Here is a 15416-nt window from a genome sequence, read left to right as displayed (position 1 = left end):
CAAAGTGGACGACAATCAAAAGCTGACCATGCGGATCGGCACCCAACTGCGGCGCCTGGCGGGCGCCACCCTGGAGCGGGTGCGCACCGCCAGCGCGCGCCTGCGCGCCTGGCTGATGCGCTATCCGCCGCTCAAGCGCAACATCCTCGTCGGCCTGCTCGGCATGGCCGCCGTGCTCGCGCTGCTGCTGCTGTACGTGCTGATCCTCATTCCCGGCACCCCCGGCATCCGCGACCTGCGCCAGGCGCGCGCGGCCCAGGCCACCGTCATCGTCTCGGCCGACGGCAAGGAGCTCGCCAGCTTCGAGCAGGGCGTGCACGAGCGCGTGACGATCAACCAGATCTCCCCGCACGTGATCGCCGCCCTGGTCGCGACCGAGGACCACCGCTTCTTCAAGCACAGCGGGATCGACTTCAAGCGCACGATCGGCGCGATCGTCTACACCATCGGCGGCGACGCCCAGGGCGGCTCGACCCTGACCCAACAGCTCGCGCGCAACATGTTCCCGGAGGAGATCGGGCGCTCGCGCAACATCAACCGCAAGGTCAAGGAGATGATCACGGCGATCAAGATCGAGCGCACCTACAACAAGGTCGAGATCCTCGAGGCGTATTTGAACACCGTGCCGTTCCTGTACAACGCCTTCGGCATCGAGATGGCCGCGCGCACCTACTTCGACAAAAGCGCCGCCAAGCTCGACATCCTCGAGAGCGCCACGCTGGTCGGCATGCTCAAGGGCACCAACTACTACAACCCGGTGTCGAACCCGGAGCGCTCGCTCAAGCGGCGCAACGTGGTGCTCGGGCAGATGCTCAAACACGGCATCATCAAGGAGGCCGAGCACAAGAGGCTGGTCAAGCGCCGCCTGCGCGTCAATTTCTCGCGCCAGGACACGCGCGCCGCCAGCGACACCCACTTCACCGCGCAGGTGCGCAAGTGGCTCATCGAATGGGCCGACGAGAACGACTACAACCTGGCCCTCGACGGCCTGGTCGTCCACACCACGCTCGACTACGGGCTGCAGCAGGCCGCCAACCGCGCCGTCGAGCGCCAGGGCAACGCCTTGCAGATGGTGGCCGACGTCGAATGGAGCCGGCCCGGCATGGGCTCGACCCCGTCCACCGCCGCGTACGCCGGGATGCACCATTCGGTCAAGCCGTTCAAGTATTTCTGGCAGACGCGGCGCAAGATGGCCGACAGCTTCGTGCGCGAGTCGGCCGAGTACCGCAAGGCGGTCGAGGGCGGCGAGGCCGGGCCCGACGCGCTCAGGCGGCTCAAGCAGGACGGCGCCTTCATCGCCCGCCTGCGCACCGGCAAGGAGCGGCTCGAGATCGGCTTCATGGCGATGGACCCGCACACCGGCGCGGTCAGGGCCTGGGTCGGCAGCCGCGATTTCCAGCGCGGGCAGTTCGACCACGTGTCGCAGGCCCAGCGCCAGCCGGGCTCGACCTTCAAGCCCTTCGTCTACGGCGCCGCGCTCGAGAAGGGCATCTCGCCCGAGCACCGCTACGTCGACACCGTGCTCGACATCAAGGCCGGCGACGGCACCGTGTGGCGCCCGAGCGACATGAGCGGCAGCAGCGGCAACTCGATGTCGATGCGCGAGGGATTGATGTTCTCCAAGAACACGATCACGGCCCAGGTCATGCAGGACGTGGGCCTGCCGGCCATCGTCAAGATGGCGCGCGGGCTCGGCGTCACGAACAGCAAGCTCGACCCCGTGCCCTCGCTCGCGCTCGGCACCAGCCCGGTCACCCTGCTCGAGATGGTCAACGCCTACGCGAGCATCGCCGCCCAGGGCGAGTACCGCAAGCCGGTGCTGGTGACGCGCATCACCGACCGCGGCGGCAAGGTGCTCGCCGAGTTCGGTGGAGAGGCGGCCCGGCGCGCCATGTCGGCCGAGTCGGCGGCGGCCCTGATCGACATGATGCGCGGGGTCGTCAACCGCGGCACCGGCACCGGCGTGCGCTACCGCTTCGGCATCCACGGCGACGTCGCCGGCAAGACCGGCACCACCCAGAACAACGCCGACGGCTGGTTCATCCTGATGCACCCGGACCTCGTGGCCGGCGCCTGGGTCGGCTTCAACGACGCGCGCGTGACGATGCGCAGCAATTACTGGGGCCAGGGCGGGCACAACGCGATCCTGGTCGTGGGCGACTTCTTCAAGGCCGCGATCGCCAGCGGCAAGGTCGACGCGGCCGCGCTGTTCCCGAACGGGCGCCCGGCGCCGGTGCGGCCGAGCGAGGAGCCCGAGGAGGTCATGGAGGGGCCGAGCGACATCCAGCAGGAGGGCGCGCCGCCGCCCGAGCCGGACCCGGAGGGCGATGCCGGGGACTATGGCGACGGCGACGGCGGGTACTATGGCGATGGCGATGGCGAGCCCCGCAGCGGCGAGCTGGCGGTGCCGGCGCAGGAGCCGATCCCGCTGCCAATCCCGCTGCCGCCGGACGACGCGCCGCGCGATCCGCGGCAGGAGCCGCTCTACTAGGAGCCTGTCGGACTTAGGATCGTCGGCTGCAAAAAGTGCTGGACGGTCGATATTTCGCCGCTTTTTCGGCCAATAGCTCGCTATTGGCACTGCGAAATCGTCAAAATCTGTCCTCGCCCAGCACTTTTTTCGCTTCGACTCCATAAGTCCGACAGGCTCCTAGGCACCGACCATCGGCGGCAACGGCGACACCTAGTCCGCCCCCCGCGGCGCCTTCGCCACCCTGCCCAATGGCGCGCCCAGGCAATTCTTCGTGGCCCCGGCGCGGCGGGATGTGGGGCGCCGGCCCCGCCGCGCGGCGCGCGCGGCGGGCTCCATTGCCAAAATGCGCTTGATGAGTGATAATGCGAGTCATTCTCATTACTATTCAGGTAAGCATCATGCAAAGCGACAACGCCGCACCGACTTCACGCACCCGCCCCACCTTGATCGCCGCCGCCGTGCACCTCGCGCTGCTGTCGCTGGTCGGCGGCCATGCCATGGCGCAAACCGCGCCGGCGCCGAAGGACGGCGCGACCTTGCAGGAGGTCAAGGTGATCGGCACGGCCGAGACCAACTACGCGGCCAAGACCACCTCGAGCGCGACCAAGACCGACACCTTGCTGCGCGACACGCCGCAGGCGATCACCGTGATCACCCAGGAATTCATGCGCGACCAGGCCATGCAGAACATGGCCGACGTGATCCGCTACGTGCCGGGCATCGTCACCTCGCAGGGCGAGGGCAACCGAGACGCCGCCGTGTTCCGCGGCAGCGCCTCGACCGCCGACTTCTTCATCGACGGCGTGCGCGACGACGTCCAGTACTTCCGCGACTTTTACAACATCGACAGCGTCGAGGCCCTCAAGGGCTCGAACGCGATGATCTTCGGCCGCGGCGGCTCGGGCGGCGTCATCAACCGCGTCAGCAAGACGCCGCAATGGAACAGCATCGCCGGCGGTTCGCTCACCTTGGGCCGCTGGAACAACCGGCGCGCCACGGCCGACCTCGGCCAGGCGATCAACGACAAAATGGCGTTCCGCGTCAACGTCATGGCCGAGGACTCCGACAGCTTCCGCGAGGGCGTCACCGTGCGCCGCGCCGGCATCAACCCGACGCTGGCGATCCGCGCCGGCGCCAACACCAGCGTGTTGCTCGGCTACGAGCACTTCCGCGACACGCGCGAGGCCGACCGCGGCATCGCCTCGCAAAACCGCCGCCCGTACGATGCCGATCCGTCGACCATCATGGGCGACCTCGACAACAGCCCGACCTGGTCGCGCGTGAACGCCTTCAGCGCGCTCCTCGAGCACGACTTCGGCAACGGCGTGACCCTGCGCAACCGCAGCCGCTACGCCGATTACGACAAGTTCTACCAGAACGTGTATGCCAGCTCGTCCGTCAGCACCACCAACGACACGCTCACCCTGGCCGCGTACAACAACGCGACCGGGCGCAGCAACCTGTTCAACCAAACCGACCTGATGTTCTCGGTCTCGACCGGGGCGCTCAAGCACAAGATCTCCACCGGCCTCGAGTTGGGCCGCCAGGAGACCGACAACCTGCGCATGAGCGGCAAGTTCGGGTTCACGAACGCGGCGACATTCCCGGTGAGCGCTGTGGCGGGCAATGTCAACACGCCGGTCAACTTCGCGCGCACGCCGACCGACGCGGTCAACAGCGGCACCTCGAGCGTCGCGGCCGTGTACCTGCAGGACCAGATCGAACTGGGCCCCCAATGGCAGGCCATCGTCGGCCTGCGCTACGACCGCTTCAGCGTCGACTTCCTCGACAAGAAGGGCGCGCCGGGCACGGCCCCGACCCGCATCAAGATCACCGACACCCCGGTCTCGCCGCGCGTGGGCCTGGTCTACAAGCCGTTCGAGGCGATGTCGCTGTACGGCAGCTACAGCGTGGCGTTCCAGCCGCGCGCGGGCGAACAGCTGTCGTCGCTGGCGGCCAGCACCGCCGCGTTCGAGCCGGAGGAGTTCGAGAACATCGAGCTGGGCGCCAAGTGGGACGTCTCGGACGAGCTCTCGGCCACCGCCGCGCTGTACCGGCTCGAGCGCAGCAACGTCGTCGTCCCCACCGCCGTCGCCGGCGTGTCGGAGCTGGCCCCCGGGCAAACCAGCAAGGGCGTCGAACTCGGCCTGGCCGGCAAGCTCACCAAGCGCTGGAGCGTGATGGGCGGCTTCGCGTGGCAGGAATCGGTCTACGAGGAAAAATCGGGCAGCATCGCCGCCGGCACCCCGGTCGCGCAGGTACCGAAAACCACCTTGTCGCTGTGGAACCGCTACCAGTTCACGCCGGCCTGGGCGGCCGGACTGGGCCTGGTCTACCGCGACGAGATGTTCGCCGGCACCGGCGCGGCCAAGACCACCCTGCCCGGCTACACCCGGGTCGACGGCGCCGTGTTCTACCAGATCGACGCCAAGTACAAGGTGCAGGCCAACATCGAGAACCTGCTCGACAAAAAATACTACGCCTCGGCCCACAACGACAACAACATCACGCCCGGTTCGCCGCGCGCGCTGCGGGTGACACTGCACGCCAAGTTCTAAATCCCGGGCGCCGGCGCGCCGGTGCTTGGACGGAGGGCGGCCCCGCGACGCGGGCGCCGCCCTTTTTCCATTCTTAAGTCCGCCAGATCGGCGCGCCGGTTCACCCGCGCGCGTTGACACCCCTCAGCGACGACGAACGCGCCGCACCGATACTGGATGCTGCGCGAGCGGCCATCACCCTGCCTCGCATTCGACCTGACACCGGAGGCACTGTGACGACACTTGGCGACGGGCCCGAGTCCCGGCAATCGCAGCAGCAGGACCATTTCCTCAAAAGCCTGGGCCTGTTCACGCGGCAGCACCGCGCCGGCCACTGGTCGGGCACGTTCGCGCAGTTCATGGAGACGGTCCTGCCGCAGGCGCCCGCAAACGTCGCGCGCAGCTCGCACCAGTACGTCTGGGACATGATTCGCGCCACCTGCACCGAGGACGACAAGGGCGCGCTGCGCTGCCACCTGTTCGAGGACGACTTGTTCGGCATCGACGAGGCGATCTTGCGCGTGGTCGACTACTTCAAGGCGGCCGCCGCCGGCTCCGAGGTCGGGCGCCGCCTGCTGCTGCTGCTCGGGCCGCCCTCGGGCGGCAAGTCGACGCTCGTCATCCTGCTCAAGCGCGGCCTCGAGGAATACAGCCACACCGACGACGGCGCGCTGTACGCGATCGCCGGCTGCCCGGTGCACGAGTCGCCGCTGCACCTGGTGCCGCACACCATGCGTGCCGCCTGCCGCAACACCTACGGCATCGACATCGCCGGCGAGGTCTGCCCGCACTGCCGCGCCCGCCTGGAAGACCAGTACGCGGGCGACTTCCTGCAGATGCCAATCGAGCGCTTCTTCATCTCCGAGTCCGGCCGCAGCGGCATCGGCACCTACGCGCCGCACGACCCCACCACCGCCGACCTGGCCGACCTGGTCGGCTCGGTCGACCTGTCCAAGGTGGCCGAATTCGGCGACGAGGGCGACCCGCGCGCCTGGTCGTGGTCGGGCGCGGTGTACGCGGCCAGCCGCGGCGTGCTCGAAATGATCGAAATCCTCAAGGTCAAGCGCGAGTTCCTGTACCTGCTGCTCACGCTCACGCAGGAGAAAAACGTCAAGGTCTCGCGCTTCCCCCTGATCTACCTCGACGAGACCATCCTCGCCCACACCAACCTGGCCGAGTTCCGCAAATTCCTGCAAGAGAGCGAGAACGAGGCCCTGCTCGACCGCATGGTGATCATCCAGGTGCCGTACACGCTCAACTACAAGGAGGAGGCGCGCATCTACAAAAAACTGATCTCCTCGGCCGCGCCCGCGTTCCGCGACGTCCACCTCGACCCGCACGTGCTGCACGCGGCGGCCGTGTTCGCGATCCTGAGCCGGATCCAGGACGCCGACGACAAGGAGGTCGAGCTGGTCAAAAAAATCCGCATCCACGCCGACGAGGAGGTCGAGGGCGTGAACCGCTCCGACGTGCGGCGTGTCAAAGAAAAGGAGAAGGCGCCCGACGAGGGCTTGGCCGGCGTGTCGCCGCGCTTCGTCATCAACGCGCTGTCGAACGCGATCATCCAGTCCAACCAAAAGAGCCTGAGCACCATGGACGTGCTGCTCGCGCTCAAGGACGGCATCGAGAGCGACGCCCGCATCGAGGCCAAGAAAAAACGCAAGTGGGTCGACTATCTCGTGCTCACGCGCAAAGATTTTTACAACCGCTGGGTCAAGCAGGACGTCCACAAGGCCCTGTTCGTGTCGTTCGAGCAGGAGGCGCAGGACTTGCTCAACAAATACCTCGACGAGGTCGAAGCCATGCTCGACAACCGCCAGATCAAAGACCCGATCACCAACGAGGAGCGCCGCCCCGACGAGCGCTTCCTGCGCGCGGTCGAGGAAAAAATCCACATCTCGGAGTCGGGCAAGCAGTCGTTCCGGCAGGAGGTCGTGCGCAAGGCGATGGGCGCCTACAAGCGCGGCGTCAAGTTCAGCCTCGAGAGCCACATGCAGCTCAACGACGCGGTCCAGCAATACCTGTTCGAACAGCGGCGCGACGTGCTGCGCCTGGTGAGCTCGGCCAAGCGGCCCGACGACGAGATCCGCACCAAGATCTCCGCCGTCGAAAAACGCCTTGTCGACGAATACGGCTACGACAGCCACAGCGCGCGCGAGGCGCTCAACTACGTGACCACGCTGCTGGCCCAGGAATAGCCGGCTGAAAGGATCCGAGTGACGGCAACCATCAGCACTGCCTGGTACGACCTGTTCTCGCGCGGCGCGCGCGACTGGCTGCGCCACAACGACAAGGTGCGCGAGGCGGTCCAGAACCACCTGCCCGAACTGATCGCCGGGCCCGACCTCATCACCGGACCGCAGGAGCGCACCGTGCAGGTGCCGGTGCGCCTGCTCGAGCACGCGCGCTTCCGCCTGTCCGACGCGCGCACCGAATCGGGCGCGGGCCAGGGCGACGGCCATCCCGGCGACGTGCTGCGCCAGGGCCGGCCCGACCCGGGGCCCGACGAGGCCGCAGAGCCCGACGGCGGCGACAGCGACGGCGAGGTCAGGCTGCTGCTCGAGTTCTCGATCGACGACGTCATGGACTGGGTCTGGAACGAGCTCAAGCTGCCCGACCTGCGGCCCAAGCCGGGCGATCGCATCGACGAGTTCGAATACGTGCGCGAGGGCTGGGACAAGCGCGGCGCGCGTTCGCGCCTGGACCGGCGGCGCACCGTCAAGGAGGCGATCAAGCGGCGCGCGGTGCAGGCCGACCCGGTGCCGTTCACCAACGACGACCTGCGCTTCCGCCAGCTGGTCACGCGCCGGCGCCCGAGCACGAGCGCGGTCATCCTCTTCGTCATCGACGTCTCGGCCAGCATGACCCAGATCGAGCGCAATCTGGCCAAATCGTTCTTCTTCTTCGCGCTGCAGGGCATCCGGCGCAAGTACGCCAGGGTCGAGACGCGCTTCATCGCGCACACCACGCACGCCTGGGAGTTCTCCGAGAGCGAGTTCTTCCAGGTCAGCGGCATCGGCGGCACGATCGCCTCGAGCGCGTTCCGGCTCGCGCTCGAGCTCGTGGGCCAGCAGCTCGACCCGGCCCACAACAACATCTACCTGTTCTACGCCTCGGACGGTGAAAACTTCACCGAGGACAGGGGCGCGGCCACGCTCGCGCTGGGCGAGCTGGGCGCCGTCCTCAACCACATCGGCTACGTCGAAACCCTGCCCGGCGCGCCGCGCACGCTCGAGACCGAGATGCGGCGCCTGTGCAACGAGCTGGCGCGGCGCGGCCTGCCCGTCAGCAGCAGCGTGCTGGCGTCCCCCGAAGACGTCTGGAAGGCCCTGCGCCAGTTCTTCTCCGACGAGGCCCAAACCGAACTGGAGCTTGTCCCATGACCCTGGTGCCTACCTTGACCTTAGCCCGCCCCGTGGCCGCCGCCCGCCCCGTGGCCGCAGCCCTTCGCATGGCCGCCGCCCGTCGCATGGCCCAAGCGGAGCCCGTCCCGTGACCGGGCCGGGCGACAGCCCCACCCTGGCCGACTACGCCGAGCGCATCGAGGCGCTCGCCGTCGAACTCGGCATGGATTTCCATCCCGTCCACTTCGATCTCGTGCCGAGCAACTTCATGGTCGAAATCGCCGTCTACGGGCTGCCCGTGCGCATGCGCCACTGGTCGTTCGGGGTGCGTTACATCCACCACCTGGTGCGCTCGCACATGGGCCACTCGCGCATCTTCGAGGTCATGTTCCCGGGCGACCCCTGCCACGCCTTCATGCTCGAACAAAATTCGCTCGCCGAGAACACGCTCGTGACGGCACACGTGCTCGGCCATGCCGACTTCGCCAAGAACAACGCGCTGTTCGCGCGTTTCATGTCCATGGCCGGCGGCCACATCCTCGAACAAAGCGCGGCGCGCGCGCACCGGCTCGACCTCGCCTTCGCCACGCACGGACAGGAACGGGTCGAGGCCGTGCTCGACGCCGCGCTCGCGCTCGAGACCCACATCGACGTCAACCAGCCGCTGCACCGGCCGCTGTTCCCCGATTTCGCCGGCGCGCCCGCCGGGCGCGGCCCCGACGCCTTCAACGAGCGCTTCGCGCGCCTGCCGGGCGAGGCGGCGCCGGCGCCGGCCGGGGGCCCGCCCGTGCGCGCGCCGCTGCCGCCCCAGCCCGAACCCGACCTGCTGTGGTTCATCGCCCACTACGCGCCCGATCTCGAGGACTGGGAGCGCGACATCTTCCTCGCCGTGCGCGAGGAAGCGTTCTATTTCCATCCGATTTTTTCGTGCCAGATCATGAACGAAGGCTGGGCCTCGTACTGGCACGCGCGCCTGCTGCGCGAGGCGACCTTCCTGCCCCACGACCTGTACGTCTCGGCCGTCAAGGCTCATTCCGACGTCGTGCGCCCCTTCGCCAGCGGCCAGCAGTTGGCGCTCTCGCTCAACCCCTACCATCTCGGCTTTTCGATGTGGGAGCACATCATCGACAAGCACGGCATGGATAAGGCGCGCCAGATCTGCCGCGAGGAGGACGACTTCGGCTTCATCCGCAACTACCTCGACGACGAACTGGTCGAAAGGCTCGACCTGTTCGTCTACGAGTCGCGCAAGGACGGCGACACCAAAATCGCCAACCGCGACATCCACGCGGTGCGCGAGGCGATTCTTGCGCCCAAGTTCAATTACGGGGCGCCCTGCATCACGGTCAACAAGATGGGCGACGATGGCAGCCTCGACCTGCGCCACGACTACCTGCGCGACGGCCGCGGACTCGAACTGCCGCAGGCCGAAAAGGTCATGGACTACGTCGCGCGCGTGTGGCGCCGGCCCGTGTCGCTGCACACGGTCGATTTCCGCGGGGTGATGCGGGTCATCTCGTCGCGCAAGGGCGGCCTGTAGGGCCGGCGCGCCCGACCCCGCATCGAGAGAGAAAGAAGGCTGGAGTCCAAAGGCCAAAGGCTAATGGCTTATGGCCTTTGGCTTATGGCTTGCGGCCAATAACTAAGGCTAAGGCTAAGGCTAAGGCTAAGGCTAAGGCTAAGGCTAAGGCTAAGGCTAAGGCTAAGGCTAGGGCTAAGGCTAGGGCTAAGGCTAAAGTCTAAAGGCGCCAGACCCGCAGCCCGGCCGCCGCCAGCGGCGCCGCCTCGAACTGCGCCTTGACGTCGATGAAGCAACCGCCTTCGAGCAGTTTCTGGGCGAACTGCTGCACGCTATGGTTGAGCAACTCGCGGTGCGGGACGGCCACGACCAGGGCTTCGGCCGGCGTGAGCGCGTCGAAGGCGGCGAGCCGCACGCCGTAATCGCGCATGGCCTCCCCGGCATCGGCGACCGGGTCGCACACGGCGACCTCGACCCCGTACGACGCGAGCTCGGCGATCATGTCGAACACCTTCGAATTGCGCAGGTCCGGGCAATTCTCCTTGAACGTGAGCCCGAGCACGTTGACGCGCGCGCCCTTGAGCTTGAAGCCGGCGCGCACCATCTCCTTGACCGTCTTTTCGGCCACGAATTTAGCCATCGAATCATTGATGCGCCGGCCCGCGAGGATCACGTCCGGATGGTAGCCGAGCATCTGCGCCTTGTGCGTCAGGTAGTAGGGGTCGACACCGATGCAATGGCCGCCCACCAGCCCGGGCCGGAACGGCAGGAAATTCCATTTGGTGCCGGCCGCTTGCAGCACTTCGAGCGTGTCGAGGCCGAGCCGGTCGAAGATGATCGCCAGCTCGTTCATCAGCGCGATGTTGAGGTCGCGCTGGGTGTTTTCGATGACCTTGGCGGCCTCGGCCACCTTGATGCTCGAGGCCCGGTGCACGCCGGCCGTGACGACCTGTTCGTAGAGCCGCGCGACCTGCTCGAGCGTGTGCGCGTCGTCGCCGGCGACGACCTTGCAGATCGTCTCGAGGGTGTGCTCGCGGTCGCCCGGATTGATGCGTTCGGGCGAAAAGCCGACATGGAAATCAATCTTCCAGCGCAATCCCGAGGCTTGCTCGAGCAGGGGGATGCATATCTCCTCCGTCGCGCCCGGATAGACGGTCGATTCGAAGACGACGGTGGCGCCGCGCCTGAGGTGGGCGCCGACGGTCTTGCTGGCCCCGACCAGGGCCGAAAAATCGGGATTGTGCGCGATGTCGACCGGCGTAGGCACGGCCACGATGACAAAGTCGGCCAGCGCAATGTCGGCCGGGTCGGTGTCGACGCTGAGCCACTTGGCCGCGCGCATCTGCGCCTCGCTGAACTCGCCGGTCGGATCGACCATGCGGCGGTAGCTGTCGATCTTGCGTTGCGACAAATCGATGCCGATGGTGCGCTGGCGTTGGCCGAACGCGAGCGCGAGCGACAAACCGACATAGCCAAGACCTACGATGGCGACAATGCTCATTGGGTTTTCCCTGTGATCGTGTGGATTGGCGGGCCGGCCGGCGAGCCGCGGCACTGGCGCCAGAGCCGATTCTACGAGCCACCCAAAGCCCAACTTTTGATGTTCAGCAACGCGGTGCGGAATCGCGCGTGTTGTCGCCCGGCCCTCATATGTTGACAATACTCAAAGAGCCGGCGCGCCCACTCCTTACCCTGTCATGGATAAACGTCAATCCCGTGCCCAGGAGAATGCCATGTCCGTGCCCCTTCCCCCGCGCCGCCGCGCCGGCGCCGCAACCTTGCTCGCCGTCACAATCGCCCTTTCACTGGGCGGCTGCGGACGCGGCGGCGACAGCGCCGCGCTGATCGCCGAGGCGCGCCAGTACCGCGAAAAGGGCGAGATGAAGGCCGCCGTGATCCAGCTCAAGAACGTGTTGCAAAAGGACGCCGACAACCTCGCCGCGCGCACCCTGCTCGGCGAGGTGTACCGCGACCAGGGCGATCCCGTCTCGGCCGAGAAGGAATTGCGCCGGGCGCTCGCGCTCGGCGGCGACAAGGAGCGCCTGACCGTGTTGCTGGGAAAAACCATGCTGATGCAGGGCCGTTACGAGGCATTGCTCGATGAGATCAAGTCCGGCCCCGGCAGACCGGCCCTGCTCGCCCTGCGCGGCAACGCCGTGCTCGGCCAGCCCGACATCGGGCGGGCGCGCGCGCTGTTCGAGCAGGCGCTCGCGCTCGACGCCGCCTCGTCAGACGCCCTGCTCGGCCTGGCGCGCATCGCCGCCGCCGAGGGCCGGACCGACGAGGCGGCCGGCCTGATCGCGCGCGCGCTCGCGGCCAGCCCGGCCGACCGCGACTGCCTGCGCTTCAAGGGCGACCTGCTGCGCCTGCAGGGCAAGCCCGAGCTCGCGCTGGCCGCCTACCGCCACCTGCTCGCGATCCACCCGAACAACGCCCAGGCCCATATCGACATCGCCAACCTGCATCTCGACGCCGGCAAATTCGACGCCGCGCGCACCCAGATCGCCGCCGCGCGCGCGTCCGGCGCCGGCACCCTGGCCGTGTTCTATTCGCAGGCGATGCTCGATTTCCGCGAGGGCAAGCACGCCGCCGCGCTCGAGGCCCTGCAGCAGATCATCCGCGTCGAGCCCGACCACTATCCAAGCATCCTCCTGCTCGGCGCGGTGCAGTCGGCGCTCGGGTCGACCCAGACGGCCGAACAGCACCTGCAGAAATTCCTCAACGCCTATCCCGGCCACGCCTACGCGGGCAAACTGATGGCGGCGCTGCAGGTGCGCGCCAAGCATCCCGAGGCCGCGCTGGCGCTGGTGCGGCCCCTGCTCGAGCAAAACCCCGACGACGTCGAACTGCTCACGCTGGCCGGCGAGGCGCACATGGCCGCGCGCCAGTTCAGCCGCGCCGCCGAGCACTACGAAAAGGCCGCCGGGATCCGACCGGACGCGCCGAAGCTGCGCACCGCGCTCGCGCTCAGCCGGCTCGGCAACGGCGACAGCGCGCGCGCCGTGGCCGAACTCGAGCGCGCGGCCGGGCTCGACCGCGGCGAGGGGCGCATCGGCGTGCTGCTGGTCATGTCCTACCTGCGCGCCGGCCAAGCCGACAAGGCCCTCGCGGTCTTGGTGGAGATGGAGAAGCGGGGACGCAATCCGCTGCTCGACAACCTCAGGGGCGGCGTCGCCATGGTCAGGAAGGACGTCGCCGGCGCCCGCGCCAGCTTCAACCGGGCGCTCGCGCTCGACCCGCTCTACCTGCCCGCGCTCGACAACCTGGCCCAGCTCGACATGCTCGAGCGCCGCCCGCACGAGGCCAAGAAGCGCTACCTGGCGGCGCTGGCCGAATCGCCCGGCAGCGCGACCCTGATGGAGGCGCTGGCGCGGCTGGCCACGCGCGAAGGCAAGACGGCCGAGGCCATGACCTGGCTCGAGCGGGCCCACGCGGAACATCCCCGCGCGCTCGGCCTCGCCCTGCGGCTGGTCGACTTCTACGTGCACGCGGGCGAGCCGCGCAAGGCCTTGAACCTGGCCCAGAAACTGCGCGCCGGCCATCCGGCCAGCAGCGACGCGCTGGCCATGCTCGCCAAGGTCCACGAGGCCAACGCCGATCTGCCGGCGGCCGCCGACAGCTACGCCAGCCTGGCCTCGCTGGTGCCCGGATCGGCCGTTCCTTTGACCCGGCTGGCGACGCTGCGCCTGCGCATGGGGGACCAGGCCGGCGCCGTCGAGGCGCTGCGGCGCGCGCTCGGCATCGCGCCCGACCTGCTTGAGGCCCGCATGACGCTGTTGCACATCCTGATCGGACAAAAGAAATTCGCCGAGGCCCGCATGCTGGTCGGCGCCGCGCAAAAGCGCGACCCCGGCGGCGCCGGCGGCCACAAGCTCGACGGCGATCTGCTCAGCGCGCAGGGCCAGCACGGCCCCGCGCTCAAAGCCTACGAGCGCGCCTTCGCGCTTGCGCCCAGCGCGCCCGCGCTGATCCAGCTGCACGGGGCCCTGCTCAGGACCGGCAAGGCGGCCGAGGCCGAGGCGCGCGTCGCGCTGTGGCTCAGGGAGCATCCGCTCGACGTTCCGACCCGCCTGTATTTCGCCAGCGGCAAGGTGGTCGCGAACGACGCCAAGGGCGCCGCCGATCAACTGGCCATCCTGCTCGCGCACGATCCGGACAACGTGCTCGCGCTCAACGAACTGGCGCTGCTGCACCGGCGCCAGGATGGCAAGCGGGCGCTCGCGCTGGCCGAGCGGGCCCACCGCCTCGCGCCCGCCAGCCCGGCCGTGATGGACACGCTGGGCACGATCTTGCTCGACGCCGGCCAGCTCGGGCGCGCGCTGGCGCTGCTGCGCAAGGCCAGCGCGCTGTCGCCCCAATCGGGCAACATCGGCTACCACCTCGGGCTGGGCCTGGCGCGCTCGGGCGACAAGCGCGCCGCCCGCAAAGAGCTCGAACGGGTGCTCGCGGCGCCGACCCCGTTCTCCGAGCGCGAGCAGGCGCGCACCTTCCTCGCCACGCTGTAGGCGCCCGCCGCCATGGGGGGCGCCAAGGGGCGTGCGGTGGCCGCCGTTTTCGCCGTTCTGCTGGCAGCCGCCGTCAGCCGCTACCCGTTCGAGGGCACCGTGCTCGGACCGGTCCTGCTGGCCTACGCGGGCCTGCTGTGCTGGCGCCCGGTGCTGTGGCTCGCCCTGCTGCCGGCGCTGCTGCCGGTGCTCGACCTGGCGCCCTGGACCGGCTGGTTCTTCCTCGAGGAGATCGACCTGCTGCTGCTCGTGACCGCGGCCGTCGGCTACTGGCGCCCGGACGCGGGCGCGGGCGCGGCGCGGGCGGCGCTGCCGCGCGCGGTGCGCCACGCGGCCGCGCTGGTGTCGCTGGCGCTCGCGCTCGCGCTGTGGCGCGCCATGACGCCCTGGCCGCAGGCCGACCTGAACGCCTTCGCCACCTACCAGAGCGGCTGGAACGGCGTGCGCACCGCGAAAGGCTGGCTTTGGGCGCTGATCCTGCTGCCGCTGCTGCGGCGCGACGCCGGGCCCGCGCTCGAACGCCTGCGCAGCCATTTCTTCCCCGGCATGCTGGCCGGCCTCGCCCTGGTCGCGCTGGCCGCGGGCGCCGAGCGCATTGCGTTTCCGGGCCTGCTCAACATGGCGAGCGACTACCGCACCAGCGCGCCCTTCTCGGCCATGCACACGGGCGGCGCCGCGCTCGACGGCTACCTCTCGCTGTGCCTGCCGCTGCTCGCGCCCTGGCTCGCCGGCCCGTCGGGCCGCTTGCGCACCACCGTCGCGCTGGCGCTGCTGGCCGCCGCCGCGTACGCCGGGCTGACCACGTTCTCGCGCACGCTGTACCTGGCCTTCGGCGTCTCGGCGCTGCTGTTGTGGGCGCTGCACCGGCCGGCGCCAACGCCGCGCCAGCGCGCGCTGGCCGCGCTCGCGCTGGTGCTGGCCGCGTCCGCGCTCACGCTGGTGTTCTCGGCGGGCGGCTACCGCGGCCTGGCCGCCGCCATGCTGGTGCTGTGCGCGGCGGGCTGGCTCGCCACGCGCGGGCTCGGCTGGCGCGATGCC

The 15416-nt window shown here is 68.8% G+C and carries 7 protein-coding genes and 1 pseudogene; 7 read left to right on the top strand and 1 reads right to left on the bottom strand.

Annotated elements, in window-relative coordinates:
• The first annotated feature begins 4 nt into the window (after positions 1–4).
• From C7C56_RS26930 to C7C56_RS26910, 5 genes are all read left to right on the top strand, one after another.
• Positions 5–2491 carry a penicillin-binding protein 1A gene (locus C7C56_RS26930; protein ID WP_229459027.1) on the top strand — a complete coding sequence of 829 codons (2487 nt, stop codon included), beginning with the start codon at positions 5–7 and terminating at the stop codon, positions 2489–2491.
• A 380-nt stretch (positions 2492–2871) separates the two neighbouring features.
• Entirely contained in the window at positions 2872–5031 is a 2160-nt protein-coding gene (locus C7C56_RS26925; protein WP_106760414.1) for a TonB-dependent receptor, read from the top strand.
• Between the two features lie 212 nt (positions 5032–5243).
• Entirely contained in the window at positions 5244–7208 is a 1965-nt protein-coding gene (locus C7C56_RS26920) for a serine protein kinase (RefSeq protein ID WP_106760413.1), read from the top strand.
• Between the two features lie 18 nt (positions 7209–7226).
• Positions 7227–8393 (top strand): DUF444 family protein, encoded by a 1167-nt coding sequence (locus C7C56_RS26915; protein ID WP_229459026.1) that lies wholly within the window; start codon positions 7227–7229, stop codon positions 8391–8393.
• Positions 8394–8502: 109 nt separating this feature from the next.
• Complete coding sequence (locus C7C56_RS26910) at positions 8503–9894, top strand: SpoVR family protein (protein WP_106760412.1); 1392 nt, start codon at positions 8503–8505, stop codon at positions 9892–9894.
• A gap of 199 nt (positions 9895–10093) precedes the next feature.
• Here the strand turns inward: C7C56_RS26910 and C7C56_RS26905 are convergent, their stop codons facing one another.
• Complete coding sequence (locus C7C56_RS26905; RefSeq protein ID WP_106760411.1) at positions 10094–11374, bottom strand: nucleotide sugar dehydrogenase; 1281 nt, start codon at positions 11372–11374, stop codon at positions 10094–10096.
• Between the two features lie 232 nt (positions 11375–11606).
• On the opposite strand from C7C56_RS26905, the gene prsT reads away from it, so the two are divergent.
• Positions 11607–14378 carry an XrtA/PEP-CTERM system TPR-repeat protein PrsT gene (gene prsT, locus C7C56_RS26900; protein WP_181373381.1) on the top strand — a complete coding sequence of 924 codons (2772 nt, stop codon included), beginning with the start codon at positions 11607–11609 and terminating at the stop codon, positions 14376–14378.
• 36 nt (positions 14379–14414) lie between these two features.
• A pseudogene (locus tag C7C56_RS26895) lies at positions 14415–15416 on the top strand (hypothetical protein); the annotation flags it as partial.

This window comes from Massilia glaciei, assembly GCF_003011895.2.
In the GTDB taxonomy this organism is placed as follows: Bacteria; Pseudomonadota; Gammaproteobacteria; order Burkholderiales; family Burkholderiaceae_D; genus Telluria_A; species Telluria_A glaciei.
Note: the sequence above shows the minus strand (reverse complement) of the source record. Positions and strands in the feature narration are given on the sequence as shown.

Bases quoted from the DNA above. Each gene is read 5' to 3' on its own strand.
- C7C56_RS26925 (WP_106760414.1), top strand. From the start codon at position 2,872: ATGCAAAGCGACAACGCCGCACCGACTTCACGCACCCGCCCCACCTTG.
- C7C56_RS26905 (WP_106760411.1), bottom strand. From the start codon at position 11,374: ATGAGCATTGTCGCCATCGTAGGTCTTGGCTATGTCGGTTTGTCGCTC.
- prsT (WP_181373381.1), top strand. From the start codon at position 11,607: ATGTCCGTGCCCCTTCCCCCGCGCCGCCGCGCCGGCGCCGCAACCTTG.